Raw genomic sequence first — 17,672 nt, forward strand, 5'->3', positions numbered from 1 at the left:
TCCAGTATCCGGCATCCAGTATCCAGTATCCGGCATCTCCGCTGAGGCGGGATCTTCGATCCGACCAGCAACCAGGACCTGTGGTTACAACAGACTATCAATGGAAACATATTTAAGGCCGAAGGCGTCGGCAACGCCCTTACAAGTGACTTTACCCTTGACCACATTGGCACCCAGTTTGATTTCAGGGTTTTCTCTGAACGCTTTTTTCCAGCCTTTGTCCGCAATTTCAAGTGCATACGGCAACGTCGCATTGGTAAGAGCCAGGGTGGATGTTTTGGCGACACCGCCCGGCATGTTGGCCACGCAGTAATGCACAATTCCGTCAACGTTATAAATCGGATCATTGTGGGTGGTCGGTCTTGAGGTTTCGAAGCAGCCACCCTGATCGATGGCTACATCCACGATCACGGCCCCTTTTTTCATGGTTTTTAGCATATCGCGGGTTATAATTTTGGGAGCTTGGGCGCCGACAATAAGAACAGCCCCAACGACTAAATCGGCTTTTTTTAATAGTTCGCGAAGGATCGCCGGATCATACATCAGAGGAAAACAGTTCCGGGGCATTATATCACTCAGGTAGCGCAGTCGCTCAAGGTTGGTGTCGAGCACATAAACCTTAGCACCCAGACCGCAAGCCGTCTTGGCTGCCTGGGTGCCAACGACCCCGCCGCCGATAATGACCACCGTGCCGGGGTTTACTCCCGGCACGCCTCCCAGCAGAATACCCGCGCCGCCGTGGGCCATTTCCAAATACTTGGCTCCCTGCTGGATGGCCATGCATCCCGCCACTTCGCTCATAGGGGTCAAAAGCGGCAAAGAGCCGTCGGCCTTTTGAATGGTTTCATAGGCAATATTGATACTGCGGCTTTTAATAAGGACTTTTGTCAGCTCTTCTAATGCAGCCAGGTGCAGATAGGTGAATATGATCTGGTCCTTTTTGATGAGCTCATATTCGGAAGGCAAGGGTTCCTTGACATGCATCACCATGTCACAGCGTTTATAAATCTCAGCGGGCGTATTTACAATTTCAGCGCCGGCTTTGGCATAAGAGGAATTTGTGAACCCGCTGTCCCTGCCGGCATTTTTCTCCACCAGCACCGTATGTCCGTTTTGTTGCATTACTTCCACCCCGGCCGGGGTCATGGCAACGCGATGTTCTTCGGTTTTGATTTCTTTTAGGATTCCGATAATCATCTCAACCTCCGCCAGAAAAAAATTATAAGCTTAATTGCAGTATTTACTAAATATATAATTTCTGGGCTTACATATCAAGGCCCAAGTTGCATATCAATTGTCTAAAAGCAGCGCAGCTCGTTTCAGCATCTCAAACGATGCTTTGCGGGTAAATGTCAAAAGAAGAATAGAATCCGGCGCAACGCCCTTTTCCACAAGACGAGCAACCCTGTACGTAAGCGTTCTGGTCTTCCCGCTGCCGGCCCCGGCAATCACCAGCAGCGGCCCTTCAGTGAAGTTGACCGCCTCCATTTGAGAAGAATTCAGTGCTTCGTGATAAGGAATATTAGAATTGTATTTTAATTGCAGATTTGGTTGACATTCTATAAAATAGCTTTTAGAGTGAAGTATTGTTGTAGTAAAGAATATCAACCAATTAAGGAGGTAAGTGTAAATGAAGAAATTAAAAGTGCAATTAAGGACCGTATCTAAGTCACTGGCAACTCTTTCCAAACAGGTAGATAAAATCACAAAACAGTTAGATAAACTTAAAGCCCCCAAAACGGCTCCTGCCAAAAAGAAAAAGGCTCCTGCGAAAAAAGCCGTGGCGAAGAAAAAGGCTCCTGCGAAAAAAGCCGTGGCGAAGAAAAAAGCTCCTGCGAAAAAAGCCGTGGCGAAGAAAAAAGCTCCCGCTAAAAAAGCCGTGGCGAAGAAAAAAGCTACCGTCCTGGAGGCCGTATATGGTGCCATTCAAAGAACCAGGAAAGGCATTACTGTCGCTGCATTGAAGAAAAAAACAAAACTTAATCCCAGACAGCTCAGCAACGCGCTTTACAAGCTTTCAAACAAAGGTATGATCGTTGCAAAGTCGCGCGGCCTTTATGTGAAGAAGTAGTAGCCGGCAGCAGAGTGTATTCCACGTCCCAGCTCGGTAACGGGACTTAGGGACGTTTTCTCCACAAATTGCAAATTGGCTTTAATACTTTAGCATTCTTACGCCGACCGATTTAGCAGCCCTAAAAAGCCTTCAGTCTGTTTAATATTTTGAGCGAGCAGGCTGAAGGCTTTTCATTTCTGTCGAAAATCGTTTCCAGAGATATTGTCATTTCTATGACTTGTTTTATATTATCCATAACGGTTTCGTAAAGAGTAATACCCTAATTGAGTTAAAACTCAATGTGTCAGTTGTTTGTTGTCCGTCGTCCGTTGCTAAGGCAATAAGAAGCGAAATTATATTTCAACTACAGGTGAAACACAAAAAGAGGCCCAAAGAACCTGTAAAACCACTGACTACGGACAACTGACCACAGACACCTGATCGAGTTTTGGCTCGATTAGGGTTAAATTAGCTACGGACAACAGACAACGAACAACGGACATCGAGCGTTTCGCTCGATTAGGGATGGCAGGAGTATAATTATGTCCAAAAAACGATTAGGCCCTTTTATCTCAAGGTTTTGCACATGGGCTGCAATTATAGGTACTGCATTATTTTTTTTCTCCGGCAAACTAGGTGTTGGCAACACCGGCAGCAGCTTTTTCTTTCAAAATTCCCCCATCCATCTTTCCATTGCCACAGCTGCTGCTGAACAAATCGACGCTCTAAATGAATGGCCCCATGAAAAGAGTAATCTTTTACCGGATCCTGTTGTTGTATTTGGAAAACTGAAGAATGAATTCAGGTATGTATTAATGGAAAATCATAAGCCCAAAGGCAGGGTGAGCATGCACCTGAATGTTCAGGCCGGCTCAACAAATGAATCAGACTCTCAGCAGGGCTTGGCTCATTTTCTGGAACACATGCTTTTTAACGGTTCTACGAACTTTAAACCCGGAGAACTTGTAAAATATTTCCAAAGCATCGGGATGCAATTTGGACCCGATGCCAATGCTTATACCGGCTTTAATAAAACCGTTTATGATATCCTGCTGCCTGAAGGCAGCCGGGAAGGCCTGGAGCAAGGACTTGTTGTAATGCAAGACTATGCCGAAGGTGCGCTTCTCTTACAGTCAGAGGTTGCCAGAGAGCGGCGGGTAGTTCTGGCTGAAAAGCGAACCAGGGATTCAGCGTCGTATCGAACCCATGTTGCGACTATGAAGTTCGAGTTTCCTGACTCAAGAATATCGAAGAGACTTCCAATCGGTGTTGAAAAAGTTCTGCGAAATGCCGATAGCATGCAGTTTAAAGCTTTTTACAATACATGGTACCGGCCGGAGAAAATGATACTTGTTATGGTGGGGGACTTTGACATTAAGCTTGCGCCGTCGCTTATCGAAGAAAGATTCTCATCTTTATCCCCCCGGGCACCTCCCGAGCCACAGCCCGACTTAGGACCAATTCACCATAATGGGGTAAAATCTTTCTACCATTTTGAACAGGAAACCGGTAATACCCAAATAAGCGTTGAAGTTATAAAAAAGATTCCAAGGAAGCCGGATTCTCTCGCCCTTCAAAGCAGCTTGTTGACGGCAAATGTTGCCGACAGAATTGTTCAGAACAGGCTGGACAGACTGGTCGGCAAACCGAACACCCCTTTTACTTCAGCTGCTATCAGTTCCGGTATTTTTTTACACCAAATTAAATATGCCGATATAGCTGCCGAGAGCAGTCCGGAGAACTGGGAGAAATCACTTGCGCTTATCGAGCAAACCTTACGGCAGGCATTGGAACACGGGTTTGCAAAATCAGAGCTCGAAAGGGTGAAAAAGAATATTCTTTCAGAACTTGACCAGGCGGTTAAAAAGGCTCCGACACGCAACAGTCGGAATCTGGCACGCAGAATAATATGGTCATTGAACGCCGATAGAGTTTTTATGTCGCCTTCACAGAAAAAAGAACTGCTTACACCGTTGCTCAAATCCATGACACTAAAAAATGTTGCCGATGCTTTCAAAAAAACGTGGTCACCCAACCATAGACTTGTACTTGTAACGGGCAATACCGATCTGACCGGCAGGGACCAAAAACCTGAGCAACAGATACTGGCAACCTATAACAGGAGCCATAAAGTTCAAGTATCAAGGCCGCCTGCATCTAAAGCAGTGATGTTTCCTTATCTTGCGGAACCTGCAAAAGCAGGCCGGATTGTGCGTCGATCAACATTGTCTGATCTTGGAGTTGTCCGGATTGACTTTGAAAACGGGGTGCGTCTGAACCTCAAAAAAACAGATTTTGAGGCTAATGAAGTTTTGGTTAAGCTTGCTTTTGGAATGGGCCGGTCTGCCGAGCCTGTCGATAAGGCCGGGCTGGCTTCCCTTAGCACAATGGTGATTAATGAAAGCGGACTCGGCACCCTCGACAAGGATGACATAGAGCTGGCCCTGGCCGGGAAAAATACGACGGTCAATTTCAGTGTTGGGGAAGACCGCTTTTATTTCACGGGCACAACTGTTCCCGAAGAAGTGCCCCTGCTTTTTCAGCTGCTATACGCCCATCTGGTTGATCCGGGTTTTCGGGAAGATGCTTATACCCTTTCCATGGAACGCCTCAAACAACAACACCAGCGGCGCGCTAGTTCCATCGAGGGGGCCATGGTACTTACCGGAAAGCGCTTTCTTGCCGGGGGCGACAGCCGTTTCGGTCTTCCCGGTTACAAAGGATTTGCGCGATTGACCCTTGAGCATGTGCGATCATGGTTCGACGCTTCATTGATAACGGAAGATATTGAAGTTTCGATAGTGGGAGATTTTGATGTCGAAAATGTAGTAAAAACAGCGTCTAAATATTTTGGCAATCTTTCTAAAAAGCCAAGCCCATCTACAGAAAAGTCATCACGTTCGCCTCAATTTCCGGTTAATCAATCTCTGCTGATACCAGTTGAGACAGAAATACCCAAGGGCCTTGTGGTTATCGCCTATCCATCGGAAGATTTGTGGGATATCGGCAGAACGCGCCGTTTTGCTATCCTGGCAAATATCGTTTCTGACGAACTTCGTGAGAAGGTCCGGGAAAAGCTGGGAGCAGCCTATTCCGCATTTGCTTTTAACAGTCCGAAACGAGCTTACCCGGGATATGGCGTATTTCAGGTCATGATACATGTCGACCCTGAAGAAGTCGATATGGTTGTTGGTGTTGTAAAAAAATTAATTGCGGATCTTGCTGAAAATGGCGCTTCCCAGGACGCGTTGAGACGGGCCGTGAATCCAACACTCACCAGCATTAAAGATATGAAGCGAAAGAATGGCTACTGGTTGAATACGGTTCTCAACGGCTCGGAACAACATCCTCAGCAGTTCGAATGGAGCCGGACAATAATGCCGGATTATGCTTCGATTACAAAAGAAGAGGTGTCGGCGCTTGCCAGGCAATACCTGGACAATAGCAAGGCAGTAGTCATTATCGTAAAACCAAAAAAGAAAAGTGCCTACCACGCTGACCCCTGATTACTGATCCCCGACACCTGTCTAATCGACCTTTGCCTCGCTTAGAGTGTTGCTTAGTGTGACAAACTCTGCGACGCTCAGAGTTTCGGCACGGCGGTCAGGATCAATATCCGAACGTTGCAGTAATTGGGCGGCTGTCTTGGAATCAATGTTGAGCGGGCTGGCGGCAAGCGCGTTTTTAAGGGTTTTTCTTCTATTTCCGAAACCTGCTTTGATGACCTTGAAAAGGAAGATTTCATCATGTGCCGATATTTCCGGTGATGATTTAAATCTGAATTCAAGAACCTCGGAATCGACTTTGGGTTTCGGGAAGAAAAGAGCAGCTTTGACATCGGCTAGTTTTTTTATATCGCTGCAGTACCGCAGCATAACCGTAAGTCGTCCATATTCCTTGCAGCCGGGGTAAGCTGTAATGCGTTGGGCCAGTTCTTTCTGGAACATGAGAACGGCCCGGCAAACCACGCTTCTGGAAGTTATAAGTTGAACAAGAACTTGGGAAGAGATGTTGTAGGGAAGATTCCCCATGACAACGATTTTACGGCTAATGTTTTCAGCCAGCGCCTGAATATCGATCTTAAGTATATTTTCCCCCATTAAAACAACATTTGAAAGGTTGTTGGCAAGCAGCTGGGTTTTAAGAATCTTTAAAATTTGACGATCTTTTTCAACCGCATAGACCTTCTTAACGGTCCGAGCCACCGGGATAGTGAGGGCACCGAGACCGGCCCCGATTTCCAGAACGACATCCTCCGGCAAGATTCCGCTGCGGCTGACAATCATCTCGGCAGTGGTCGGCTCCGTCAAAAAATTTTGGCCGAGTTGCTTCTTGGGTCGCATATTATGAGCCGCAAGGAGTATTTTGGGAGATCTCATGCTTTTTTCGTGAACGGATTTTTGTAAATATTTTTCGCGTTATAAAGTAAGCCGCAATACCCGGCACAATACCGAGTATCGCTCCTCCTGTAATCGTTGCAACGGTTACATCCAATCCCAGCGTCATCAGTTCCCGTGTTGACTCGTAATTCATGTCATGAGGGATTGATTTCCCGAGCATAAACATTCCGGTTTTATAACTTGCTATGTAAAATACAGGTATGGTGATCGGATTTGAGAACCAGACACCGACGGCAGCGGCAGGCTTGCTTCCTCTTAAAATAAATGCCAGTGCAATGGCGATGATTGTATGAAATGGGATTGTGGGGGTTACGCTTACAAAAACTCCGAGGGCCATGCCCATGGCAACATAGTGGGGATCACCCTGAAGCGTTTTAGTACGCTCAATGAATTCCCGAAAATGATTCTTTCTGAGCCCGTGGCTTGATATTTTGGTGTTCATGTTGTTCTTGTCTGTTTTCATCAGAAAGGGATTAACATGAAAGCCTTTGCTTCTCAACATAAAATCGCCCAGCGATTTGATAATGCGAAGTTGCTAAAACTTCCAGTCTGTGGTGTACTTGACTTTTTAAATATAGTTAATTAGTTTTTTTAGATATTACTGTTTCGTTTCAGCCATAGATACTCATTATCCAAGGAGAATAACATGACCAGGAGAAGGGGAAAATCGGTAAGTTTTGATGCCATGGTTAAATTCTTCATGCAATACTATAACATCCCTACTCGGAAAGATATTGACAAACTGATGGCCAAAATGGATCAATTGGAAAAGCTGATCAAGCCAACAGCCGCCGGTAAGAACCGACAGGTTTACGGCCCCAAGGCAGCCAAAGGCAGTGCCATAGCCGGCAGACCTGCCGCGACTTCGGCTGACATCGCGCTGAGTGTCATTAAACGTTTCCGAAAAGGTGTAGCGTTTGCCGAAATTCAGGCCCACACCGGTTTTGGAGAAAAAAAACTTCGCAATATTATTTTTCGGCTTCACAAGACGGACAAAATTGTTCGCAAAAGTCGTGGAATCTACTTAGTGTCCTAAAGGATTGATTTATGAACACCTCTGTTGATCAAAACAACCCGGATCTTAGCGCCGGCGGCCGCATTGACGGTTACGATGTTCAGCGCGTTATAGAAATCAGGGCGACCGATTTATTTTTTTATGAGCTCCAACATACCGCTACAGGAGCCAAACATGTCCACATCAGTAATAATGATAAGGAAAACACATTCAGCGTAGCTTTTAAGACAGTTCCTAAGGATTCTACCGGTGTCGCTCACATCCTGGAACACACGGTCTTATGCGGTTCGAATAAATTTCCTGTTCGCGATCCATTCTTTTCCATGCTGCGCAGGAGTTTGAGCACTTTCATGAACGCTTTTACGGCATCGGACTGGACCATGTATCCTTTTTCCACCCAGAACAGCAAAGATTTTTACAACCTTATGGATGTTTATCTTGATTCGGCTTTTTATCCCAAAATCGATGAACTGAGCTTCAAACAGGAAGGTCATCGACTGGAAGTCGATAATGATACGCTATCTTCCGACTCTGTAAAACTGGTTTATAAAGGCATTGTCTATAATGAAATGAAAGGTGCCATGTCGTCACCCAGTCAGGTGATGGGCCGTTCCATTTTAAACGCTCTTTACCCCTCAACGACATACAGGTTCAACTCGGGGGGTGATCCGGCTGTAATACCTACTTTGACCTATGCACAGCTTAAAGCTTTCCATAAAAGACATTATCACCCCAGCAACGCTTTTTTTTATACTTACGGAAATTTACCCTTAAAGGCCCATTTGAATTTTATCACTGATAAAGTCTTGAAACATTTTGAACGCATCGACCCCCGGACGGATGTTCCTTTACAACCTCGCTGGAGCGAGTCGAAAAAAACAACCTACCCATACCCTCTGGATAAGAATGAAGATCCATCCAAAAAATGCCAGGTTTGCGTAGCGTGGCTCACGGCCGATATCAAGGATGCGTTTGAGGTACTGACTCTGGAACTTTTGGGACAAATCCTTCTCGGAAATCCCGGCTCTCCTCTGCGAAAGGCTCTGATAGATTCAAAACTCGGAACCGCTCTTTGCGACGGAACCGGATTTGACAGCGCCAACAAAGACACTCTGTTTGTTTGTGGACTGAAGGATGTAGAGGAATCCGCCGCAGGCAAGATCGAAGCGATCATATTCGACGTCTTAAAGGACCTGTCTGCAAGTGGAATCGACCAACAAAGAATTGAATCGGCTATTCATCAATTAGAGTTTCATCGCAAAGAAGTAACCGGCACACCCTATCCATATGGCATTAAATTGCTGCTTATTTTTGCCGGAAGCTGGTTTCATGGCGGCGACCCTCTTAAAATCCTGCAATTCGACAGCGATCTTGCACGGCTCCGCCGGGAGATAGCCCAAGGTCCGGTTTTTGAAAATTATATCAAAAAATGTTTTTTGGACAACCCGCACCGGGTGCTCATAACACTCGTCCCCGATCAGCAGGTGGAAGAAAAAGAGGCTGCGCGGGTTGCCGCTGAACTCGACCGCGTGCAGGTCGGCATGAAACCATCTGACCTTGAAAAAATAATCGAGGATGCCCGGACCCTAAAACAGTTCCGGGAAGAGAAAGAGGATGTTTCCTGCCTTCCTACCCTGGCGCTTGAAGAGATTCCGCCCACAGTACCAAGCGTGCAAGCGCCAACATTTTACGACACTGTAAAGGTCGCTTGTTATCAGCAGCCGACTTCCGGTATTTTTTATTTCTCGGCGGTTGCCGGATGCGGATTGCTGCCCAAGCATCTGCTATCCCTGGTCCCCTTTTTCTGCTACGCGTTTTCCAAGGTCGGTACGTCTGTTCACGATTATGCCGCCATGGCACAGCTAATTGATCTTAATACCGGCGGAATCAGCTTGTCATGTAGTGCGCGGACAGGCTTTGACGCCTCGGGCGGCTGTTTGCCTTTAGCAATATTCAGCGGCAAATGCCTGGTTCGGAATCAGGAAAAGATGTTTGAAATCATTGAAGAGCTTTTTAGCAAAGTCGATTTTTCAGATCTGGTCCGTTTAAAAAGCTTGTTTTTAGAATACCGGGCAGGACTGGAATCTATGGTTGTTCATAATGGCCACCGTCTGGCAATGGCACTGGCTTCGAGAAACTTCTCACCAACGCATACCCTCGGTGAAAACTGGCACGGAATTCACCAGCTGAAAACCATAAAAGCAATAACCGACAGCCTTACGAATCACAGGCTCCAATCGATTGCCCAAGAACTTGCTGATATCGGCAAAGGCCTTTTCATCAAAGAAAACTTCAAAATGGCCCTGGTCGGTGAAGACCATGCGATCTCGGAAACTGCTTCACCGGCAATATCTGTTCAGGCAAAACTTGGTAAAAAGCCGAAATATATAAAATCGGCCCATGGTTTTATACCGCCTAAAGTCAATATCAAAGATGAAATTCCCCGCGAAGGCTGGAGCACATCGACCGCCGTCTCATTTGTCGCCCGGACATTTCCAACCGTTCGTCTGGGCCATAAAGATGCTCCCGCTTTATCCGTAATCAGCACGATCCTCCGATCTTTGTATCTGCATCGTGAAATACGGGAAAAAGGCGGAGCATACGGCGGGTTTGCCATTTACAACCGTGAAGACGGACTGTTCTGCTTCGGTTCTTATCGGGATCCACACATTGTAACTACCTTGAAAGTATATGATGCTGCTCCGACTTTCATCAAATCGGGAAGCTTCAATGATGAAGATGTCAAGGAGGCTATCCTGCAGGTATGCTCTGACATTGACAAGCCCGATCCGCCGGGGACGGCGGCCCGAAAAGCCTTTTTAAGACAAATTATCTCTCTGCCGGACGAGACGCGCCAGCGGTTCAAGGAGCGGCTTTTGGCCGTAAACCGCAATCAGGTAATTGATGCTGCCCAAAGATACTTTGACGATGATAAAAATCATGCTGTGGCCGTGATATCGAGTGAGGACCGGTTGAAAGCAGCCAACAAAAGCCTTGCTGATAACCCTCTTCGACTTCACAGAATCTAATCCCAATATTTCATATCTCTGTTCGGATAGATGCTGGATGCTGGTTTCTGGATACTGGATTTCAAAAGGGAGTTATTTGTATTTTATCCAGCATCAAGCATCCAGTATCCAGTATCAGTTGCGTATTACAAAAAAGCATCTATTTATAATTAAGGACCCCCCAAATCTTTTCTACCCACTAGAAGGCCCCAGGAGGTTTTTCAACTGCGTGACGGTAGTTCCCGAAATCGTTGTTTTGGCCGTTGCGATATCAATGGTATACCACCCTAAGGTTTTATAAAGGTCCAGCAACCGGGGGACTGTTAATCCGATTTCTTCTATGTGTTTTTCCACAGTTTCTGCATCTCCCCGGACAATGGGCCCGGTGAGCGCTGCGGGAATTCCGACCTCTTCGATATTGGACAGAGTACCTTCAATCAAGGGTTTTAATACCTTAAATGCATCCCGGCCTGTTATTCCGGATGCGCCCATGAGCTGGAATGCAAGGTCAAGCAAGGTCACCAGGTAGTTTGAGGCCACCGCCGCCGATGCATGGTAGAGGGTTTTGGCTTCTGTCAGAATTGTGACGCTGCTTCCACCAAGATCGGCAACGATTTGCTTTGCCATATTAACCGCATCGCTTTCACCCTCTACAGCAACGGTTACACCTTGAAAAGGGTTGGCGTTAAATTCCGTGGAAGCAAAAGTCTGCAGCGGATGCATGGAACCTGTCTGAGCGCCGCATGTTTTTGCAGTTGATAAGATAGTCGACGGCAGAGCACCGCTGCAGTGCAGCACCACAGCTTTATCGGCAAATCCTTTGTGGCCGGCAATGCTGTCGCAAGTCTCTATAATGGCTCCGTCCGGCGTTGTTATAAAGACAACATCAGCATTGCAGGTTATTTCCCAGGGGACATCACTATAATGATCACAGCCGATGATTTCTGCCGTCCGTTGGGCTGAAGCAAGACTCATGTCGGCCAAACCGGCGGCTTTATACCCTGCTTTGGCAAGAAATATTCCGAGAGCCGTCCCAACCTTACCGCATCCTACAATGGCAAAAGATGGTTTCATTTCTGACTCCTATTTTTTGGTTCTGAAAACCTGCTCCTTTAAGATAGGTCAGAAACCCATGATTTGGCCTTAACGTCTATTAAATGGCGAGTTGGAGTAATGGAGTACTGGAGTATTGGAAAAACGATAATCGGTCGTTGGATTTTCCCAGAATCCGATTTGCTGAACACCTCAATCAGTGAACAAACTTATTTTCCATCACTCCATAGCACCATCGAAATGTCAAGCCATAAACCCCTTTAAGGTTAATCAAAGTCGGATCTTGTCAAGCCAAACCGGCGGGCAAGAACTCAAATCCGGGTAATATTGCCTTGACATACAGAGTCCATTTCGTCATACTTCCAATTTTTAATAAAAGGTTTATTGTAATAATTTAAAGCCTTAACAAATTGACCGTTCCAACTGAGTTAATTTCATAAGGCCAAAATGATACAGTTTGCAAGATCCCGCAAGCTTGCTTGCGGGAGTTTCATAAAATCGTAACACGATTTTATTAATCTTAAATGTCGCCCTGGTGCAAAATTTGTCAAATACAAACGATACAAAGACCGGCAAGCTCAATATTCAGGAGTTGATTGGCACAATCTTGGAAGAAAACCGATGTTTGGCCCAAAGCTTCAGCGATGAAGCTTTCGAGGATTTAATCCAAAAGATTAACAGCGCCGGATCTATTTTTTGCTTTGCTCAAGGTAGATCCGGATTTATCCTGCGCTGTTTCTGCATGCGGCTGATGCATCTGGGCTACCAGGTATATTTCTGTGGTGAGACCATTACTCCCGCCATTGTTCGTGGTGATTTGCTCATCGTTCTTAGTGGATCAGGAGAGACCCCTGCAACGCTTGCAGCGGTCAGTAGTGCTAAAGAACATCATGCCGTAACCTACGGAATTCTGGGGAATCTCGAATCCAGCATCGCCGCGCTGGTGGATATGAGCATCCATCTTCCGGGAACCACCAAGCTGTGTCGAGACCATGAGCCCCATTCGTCGCAGATGGTCGGCTCTTTGTTCGAGCAAGCGGCCTTTCTTTTTTTAGAGGCGGTGATTCTGAAGCTTTACCAGGAAAGCGACAAGGATGTGGGACCCCTTTCATCGCGACATGCTGTTATCGAATGAAAGAGGAAAAATGAAACCGCATCCGGGAAGAGATCAAAGAGGGGAGTACCTTGAGTAAGGTAACCGAACTTCTGCGCTGGGAAAAGAAATAAAAATGATACAATTAATCAGAGGTTTTAAAGATATCCTGCCGGGAGAAGTGGAACTTTGGCAAAAGATCGAAAAGACGGCCGTTGCGCTTTTGGAGGACTTTGGCTTTAAGGAAATCCGCATTCCGATTATGGAGCGCACCGAGCTGTTTACCAGGAGTATCGGGGAAGATACCGATATTGTGGAAAAGGAAATGTATACCTTTCCCGACAGAAAAGGGGATCTTCTGACCCTGCGGCCGGAAGCAACGGCATCGATTGTGCGGTCCTATATTCAGCACAAACTGTATGCCAAAGACCCTGTCCGCAAATTTTACACTATTGGCCCCATGTTTCGCAGGGAAAGACCCCAAAAGGGGCGCTACCGGCAATTTCACCAGATTAATGCCGAAATTTTCGGTGTGGATTCCGCCTTGGCAGATGCTCAGCTCATTTTTATCCTGGCAACGTTGTTTTCGAGACTGTCGGTTACGGACGTGGAGTCCCATATCAACTCGTTGGGATGTCCGGTGTGCCGACCCAATTTCAAGAAATCATTAAATGAATTTTTGTCCACCGTAAAAGACAGGCTTTGTTCGGACTGTAACAGAAGGCAAACCCGTAACCCGTTGAGAGTTCTGGATTGCAAAGTTCCTGCTTGCAAGGAAGCCTTGGAGGAAGTACCTTCCATTCTCGATTCTTTGTGTCCGGAGTGCCACCGGCAATTTGAAATCCTGAAGAATGCCCTTGAAAGGCTCAATGTTCCGTATGTAGTCGACAAACGCCTTGTTAGAGGACTTGACTATTACTCGCGGGCAACTTTCGAGGTCAAGACCGGTTTGTTAGGTGCCCAGGATGCCGTGGCCGGCGGCGGCCGTTACGACGGCCTCGTTAAAACCCTGGGTGGCCCGGATCTTCCGGCCACCGGATTTGCCATCGGTTTTGACAGGCTGGTAGAGCTAACGCCGGACAGTGGCGTTGACAATGCTCGGCAGTTGGACATTTTTGTGGCCGCACTCGGTGAAAAAAGCCGGGCGCTGGCTTTTGAATGGTCCTGTGCGTTCGGCCTTGCAGGGATACAGGTCGAAATGGATATGGGTGACAGGAGTCTAAAAAGTCAAATGAAACGGGCTAATAAGTTTGCGGCCAAACATACGTTAATCGTAGGGGAAAAAGAGCTTGAACAGGGTTCGGTTATTCTGCGCAATATGGCAACCAAAGATCAGGTTTCAATTCCCATCGAAGGCCTGGTTGAGAATGTAAAGGCTCAACTGACGATGTGAGTGTAACCGTTCTGGGTTCAGAGGTTCAACGTTCTGGGTTAATGAAAGTTAACGAAAACTGTATGTTTAACCTAGGTTGAGCGGTTCAACGTTCTGGGTTGATGAGCCCTAACGGGCTCAATCCAAAAGAGTTACGCCCCAATAGAATCGGCAAATAATTCTCACCCCATGGGTGCAAAAGACCAATCCTGACATTGAGTTGTAACGTTATGTAATGTCAAGATGTTATAACCTTTGAACCTAGAACCCTGAACCCAGAACCGATCAGTTTAATTAAGTTCGCCGAAGGCGGACGTTATATAAAATCGCAAAGCGCTTTTATTAAAGGAGTTGAGTAATTGGCAGATCTACTTGGAGAAATGAGAAGAACCCACACCTGCTGCGAGCTGGGTGCAGCTGACGTCGACAGTGAAGTGGTGCTGATGGGATGGGTGCAGCACCGCAGAGATCATGGAGGAGTCATATTTATCGATTTGCGGGACCTCAACGGCATAACCCAGATCGTCTTTAATCCAACGGTGGATCAAAAGGTCCATGCAAAGGCTCATGTGATTCGGAATGAATATGTGCTGGGTGTGCGCGGCAGAGTGGAAAAAAGACCCGCGGGTATGACCAACTCCAACCTGGTTACCGGCGAGATTGAAGTCATGGTGACGGAGTTGAAAATATTAAATGCAGCTCAAACCCCTCCTTTTCTAATCGAGGATGCTATCGACGTGTCGGAAATGATTCGCCTGAAATTTCGGCATATCGACCTTCGCCGCCCCCAACTGCAAAAAAATATTATCCTCAGACATAAGGCCGCTCTGGCGGTGAGGCAGTATCTGAACGGACTTGGATTTCTGGATATTGAAACGCCGATGTTAACTGGCAGCACCCCTGAAGGCGCCCGAGACTATCTGGTGCCCAGCAGGGTTAATCCGGGACAGTTTTATGCCTTGCCGCAGTCGCCCCAGATTTTTAAGCAGCTTTTGATGATATCCGGATTTGACCGCTATTATCAGATTGTGCGCTGCTTCAGGGATGAAGATCTGCGGGCGGACCGTCAGCCGGAGTTCACCCAGATTGATTTGGAAATGTCCTTTGCCGGCGAAGACGATGTCATGCAGGTGACCGAAGGGCTGATGAAGCATCTCTTTATGGATGTTATGGGGCTTGAAATTAAAATCCCCTTTGCTCGTATGCCATATACCGATGCCGTCGGCCGCTTCGGCCTTGACAAACCGGATATCCGTTTTGGACTCGAACTGCAAGATGTCTCTGACATTGTCGCAGATTCAGGGTTCAAACTCTTTTCCGGCGCCGTGAAAAAAGGAGGCGTCGTCAAGGCGCTGAATGCCAAGGGCTGCATCGATTTTTCTCGAAAAGAAATTGACGATTTTACTGATTTTGTGGCGATTTATCGAGCCAAGGGCCTGGCGTGGATAAAAATCCGGGAAGATGCCTGGCAGTCTCCCATTGAAAAGTTTTTCACAAAAAGCGAAAAAGAAGCTTTGGCCAAGCGCCTGGACATAGAACCCGGGGATCTGGTCTTTTTTGTGGCTGATCATCCCCAGGTTGCCAATGAAGCGCTGGGTCATCTTCGCAACCTTATAGGTCAAAAGCTGAATCTGATAAATGAAGACAAGTTCAGTTTCGTATGGATTACTTGTTTTCCCCTGCTGGAATACAATGAAGACGAAGGCCGGTATCAGGCCCTGCACCACCCCTTCACGGCTCCCCTTGAAGAAGATTACGCCTTGCTCAAAGATGAGCCCCTGGCAGTCAGGTCGCGCGCGTATGACCTTGTGTTAAACGGCTCTGAAATCGGCGGCGGCAGTATCCGTATGCATGATAAGGATATTCAGGAAAAGGTATTTGAAGCCCTGGGCATGGACCGGGCGACCTACGAAGCGAAATTCGGATTCCTGCTCTCAGCGCTGGAATCCGGTGCGCCGCCACACGGCGGTATTGCCCTGGGATTTGATCGCTTGGTGATGATCCTGTGCGGGCAGCCTTCCATCCGTGACGTGATTGCGTTTCCAAAAACCCAAAAAGCGGCCTGTCTGCTCACCGATGCTCCGTCTGAGCCCGACAAAGACCAGCTTGCCGAACTTTCTTTGCGGGTCACGAAAAGCTGATGGCGTTGCAAATCGAGGAAAAAATCACTTTTATTTGTAACAGTTTAGCCACTAAGGCACAAAGGCACAAAGAAAGAGTATGGATTATAAGCCTTTATCAAAAAGAGAAGAATCTATAGCCGAATATGGGAAGCACAAATACTCAGTCATCTAAAATTGACCGGCAAACGCCTTGGTTTTCTAATCAATTTTCATGTGCCTCTTATTAAAAATGGAATTAAAAGAATTATATTATAATCTTAGAGGCTTGGTGGCTAAACTATTACGGTTTTAGATAAGTGGATATGGAGGAAGACTCACATGCCACAACCGAAAAATGCCATGGAAATCTTTCGGCATCTCGACAAGTCGAATTGCCGGGAATGCAGCGAAAAGACATGTCTTGCATTTGCCGGAGCGGTTTTTACGGGTCAAAGAAAGCTCGACGAATGCCCGCAACTGGATCGAGAGACCATTGAACGGTTCTCCGGAGAATCCGAAAATCAGACTGCGGTTGAACCCGAACGGGGTGAATACCTGCAATATCTGAAAAACGAAACCGCCAACCTTGACCTTGCTGCCGCCGCCCAAAGAATAGGAGCCCGGTTCTCGGACGGCAAGCTGATGCTCAAGATATTAGGCAAAAGCTTCAGCGTTGATACAAAGGGGAATCTTTACGCTGACATCCACATCAATCCGTGGGTGGTCATCCCGTTTCTCAACTATGTCCTTTACGCCCAGGGGCTGCCGGTTACAGGAAACTGGATTTCGCTGCGGGAGCTGCAAGACGGAAGGGAGCGGTACCCGCTTTTTAAGAGGCGCTGCGAAGATCCCATGAAACGAGTGGCAGACGTCTATACCGGTCTTTTTGACGACATGGTTCACATTCTCAGCGGAAAGCAGGTGGAAAAACAATTCGAATCAGATATAGCAGTGGTTCTGTACCCCCTGCCCAAAGTTCCTGTCATGATATGCTACTGGTCGCCGGAAGACGGTTTCGAATCGAGCCTCAATATTTTCTTCGACCAAATAACGGACAAGAACCTCGACATCAACTCCGTCTTCACGCTGAGCCTCGGGCTCACACAAATGTTCCAAAAGATCGCCCGAAGACACGGATTTCCCGAGGATATGTGAGATAATTTACCCTTGATAACCGCCGATGTTCAGCTTTCAAATGCTGCAAGACACTTTGGGGTCGAAGTGAATATAATTTCTGAAAAACTTGATTAATTCTTCTCCAAAATTCAGTTCCATAAACTCAGATCATGTCCTAAACTTCAAAGGAGATTCCTATTGGTGCGTGCAAGTTACCTCAGATTTCAAAAAGCATGCTTTCTATGATATATTATTCAATTATCGCAGGATTGGGTAGGGCTGTGATCTATCGGAGATAACACAGGTTTAAAGGTTCACGAACGCCCCGTATTTCATAACTGTTACCTAACCCCCTTGTTTTCTCAAAGCTTGCTAAACTTAATATATTAAGATGTCCCTGAATCCTCTCTAGGGGCGTCCCGGAAGCCTGGTGTAAAACTCCGGGAGCATCTAATCTGGC

14 protein-coding genes are annotated in these 17,672 nt (G+C 46.8%); 9 read left to right on the forward strand and 5 right to left on the reverse strand.

The annotated features are described in order from the left end of the window. Positions 1 to 84: 84 nt before the first annotated feature. Positions 85 to 1,197, reverse strand: coding sequence for an alanine dehydrogenase (ald, locus tag V3S16_RS09080; RefSeq protein WP_413884365.1), 1,113 nt, complete (start codon positions 1,195 to 1,197; stop codon positions 85 to 87). A gap of 93 nt (positions 1,198 to 1,290) precedes the next feature. Then, complete coding sequence (locus V3S16_RS09085; protein ID WP_413884366.1) at positions 1,291 to 1,707, reverse strand: UvrD-helicase domain-containing protein; 417 nt, start codon at positions 1,705 to 1,707, stop codon at positions 1,291 to 1,293. On the opposite strand from V3S16_RS09085, the gene V3S16_RS09090 reads away from it, so the two are divergent. Together V3S16_RS09090 and V3S16_RS09095 are read left to right on the forward strand one after the other, a co-directional pair. Further along, a complete protein-coding gene (locus V3S16_RS09090; RefSeq protein WP_413884367.1) occupies positions 1,631 to 2,071 on the forward strand; it encodes a hypothetical protein in 441 nt (146 codons plus the stop codon). The genes V3S16_RS09085 and V3S16_RS09090 overlap by 77 nt on opposite strands. 524 nt (positions 2,072 to 2,595) lie before the next feature. After that, complete coding sequence (locus V3S16_RS09095; protein WP_413884368.1) at positions 2,596 to 5,559, forward strand: M16 family metallopeptidase; 2,964 nt, start codon at positions 2,596 to 2,598, stop codon at positions 5,557 to 5,559. Between the two features lie 21 nt (positions 5,560 to 5,580). Here the strand turns inward: V3S16_RS09095 and rsmA are convergent, their stop codons facing one another. Both rsmA and V3S16_RS09105 read right to left on the reverse strand, forming a co-directional pair. Then, entirely contained in the window at positions 5,581 to 6,432 is an 852-nt protein-coding gene (rsmA, locus tag V3S16_RS09100; protein ID WP_413884369.1) for a 16S rRNA (adenine(1518)-N(6)/adenine(1519)-N(6))-dimethyltransferase RsmA, read from the reverse strand. Beyond that, positions 6,398 to 6,955 (reverse strand): DUF2062 domain-containing protein, encoded by a 558-nt coding sequence (locus tag V3S16_RS09105; RefSeq protein ID WP_413884370.1) that lies wholly within the window; start codon positions 6,953 to 6,955, stop codon positions 6,398 to 6,400. Before V3S16_RS09105 ends, rsmA begins: the two co-directional genes overlap by 35 nt. A 144-nt stretch (positions 6,956 to 7,099) precedes the next feature. Here V3S16_RS09105 and V3S16_RS09110 point away from each other — a divergent pair, with 144 nt between their 5' ends. Both V3S16_RS09110 and V3S16_RS09115 read left to right on the forward strand, forming a co-directional pair. Continuing rightward, positions 7,100 to 7,489, forward strand: a complete 390-nt coding sequence (locus V3S16_RS09110; protein ID WP_413884371.1) for a hypothetical protein — start codon at positions 7,100 to 7,102, stop codon at positions 7,487 to 7,489. Between the two features lie 11 nt (positions 7,490 to 7,500). Then, on the forward strand, positions 7,501 to 10,497 hold the full coding sequence (locus V3S16_RS09115; protein ID WP_413884372.1) for an insulinase family protein: 2,997 nt from the start codon (positions 7,501 to 7,503) through the stop codon (positions 10,495 to 10,497). Positions 10,498 to 10,668: 171 nt separating this feature from the next. Here V3S16_RS09115 and V3S16_RS09120 read toward each other — a convergent pair whose 3' ends face one another. After that, entirely contained in the window at positions 10,669 to 11,550 is an 882-nt protein-coding gene (locus tag V3S16_RS09120) for a Rossmann-like and DUF2520 domain-containing protein (RefSeq protein ID WP_413884373.1), read from the reverse strand. Between the two features lie 523 nt (positions 11,551 to 12,073). On the opposite strand from V3S16_RS09120, the gene hxlB reads away from it, so the two are divergent. From hxlB to V3S16_RS09145, 5 genes are all read left to right on the forward strand, one after another. Beyond that, on the forward strand, positions 12,074 to 12,664 hold the full coding sequence (gene hxlB / locus V3S16_RS09125; protein WP_413884374.1) for a 6-phospho-3-hexuloisomerase: 591 nt from the start codon (positions 12,074 to 12,076) through the stop codon (positions 12,662 to 12,664). Positions 12,665 to 12,758: 94 nt separating this feature from the next. Beyond that, complete coding sequence (gene hisS, locus V3S16_RS09130) at positions 12,759 to 14,015, forward strand: histidine--tRNA ligase (RefSeq protein ID WP_413884375.1); 1,257 nt, start codon at positions 12,759 to 12,761, stop codon at positions 14,013 to 14,015. Positions 14,016 to 14,353: 338 nt separating this feature from the next. After that, on the forward strand, positions 14,354 to 16,135 hold the full coding sequence (gene aspS, locus V3S16_RS09135; protein WP_413884376.1) for an aspartate--tRNA ligase: 1,782 nt from the start codon (positions 14,354 to 14,356) through the stop codon (positions 16,133 to 16,135). Positions 16,136 to 16,258: 123 nt separating this feature from the next. Next, complete coding sequence (locus tag V3S16_RS09140) at positions 16,259 to 16,372, forward strand: GxxExxY protein (RefSeq protein WP_413884378.1); 114 nt, start codon at positions 16,259 to 16,261, stop codon at positions 16,370 to 16,372. Between the two features lie 63 nt (positions 16,373 to 16,435). Then, positions 16,436 to 17,251 carry a DUF3786 domain-containing protein gene (locus tag V3S16_RS09145; RefSeq protein WP_413884377.1) on the forward strand — a complete coding sequence of 272 codons (816 nt, stop codon included), beginning with the start codon at positions 16,436 to 16,438 and terminating at the stop codon, positions 17,249 to 17,251. Positions 17,252 to 17,672: the final 421 nt, after the last annotated feature.

Origin of the sequence: Candidatus Desulfatibia sp. (assembly GCF_036446775.1) — a bacterium.
GTDB lineage: Bacteria > Desulfobacterota > Desulfobacteria > Desulfobacterales > UBA11574 > Desulfatibia_A.

Excerpts from the sequence above, each read along its gene's own strand:
- ald (WP_413884365.1), bottom strand. The coding sequence starts at position 1,197 with ATGATTATCGGAATCCTAAAAGAAATCAAAACCGAAGAACATCGCGTT.
- V3S16_RS09090 (WP_413884367.1), top strand. The coding sequence starts at position 1,631 with ATGAAGAAATTAAAAGTGCAATTAAGGACCGTATCTAAGTCACTGGCA.
- V3S16_RS09095 (WP_413884368.1), top strand. The coding sequence starts at position 2,596 with ATGTCCAAAAAACGATTAGGCCCTTTTATCTCAAGGTTTTGCACATGG.
- rsmA (WP_413884369.1), bottom strand. The coding sequence starts at position 6,432 with ATGAGATCTCCCAAAATACTCCTTGCGGCTCATAATATGCGACCCAAG.
- V3S16_RS09105 (WP_413884370.1), bottom strand. The coding sequence starts at position 6,955 with ATGTTGAGAAGCAAAGGCTTTCATGTTAATCCCTTTCTGATGAAAACA.
- V3S16_RS09110 (WP_413884371.1), top strand. The coding sequence starts at position 7,100 with ATGACCAGGAGAAGGGGAAAATCGGTAAGTTTTGATGCCATGGTTAAA.
- V3S16_RS09115 (WP_413884372.1), top strand. The coding sequence starts at position 7,501 with ATGAACACCTCTGTTGATCAAAACAACCCGGATCTTAGCGCCGGCGGC.
- V3S16_RS09120 (WP_413884373.1), bottom strand. The coding sequence starts at position 11,550 with ATGAAACCATCTTTTGCCATTGTAGGATGCGGTAAGGTTGGGACGGCT.
- hisS (WP_413884375.1), top strand. The coding sequence starts at position 12,759 with ATGATACAATTAATCAGAGGTTTTAAAGATATCCTGCCGGGAGAAGTG.
- V3S16_RS09145 (WP_413884377.1), top strand. The coding sequence starts at position 16,436 with ATGCCACAACCGAAAAATGCCATGGAAATCTTTCGGCATCTCGACAAG.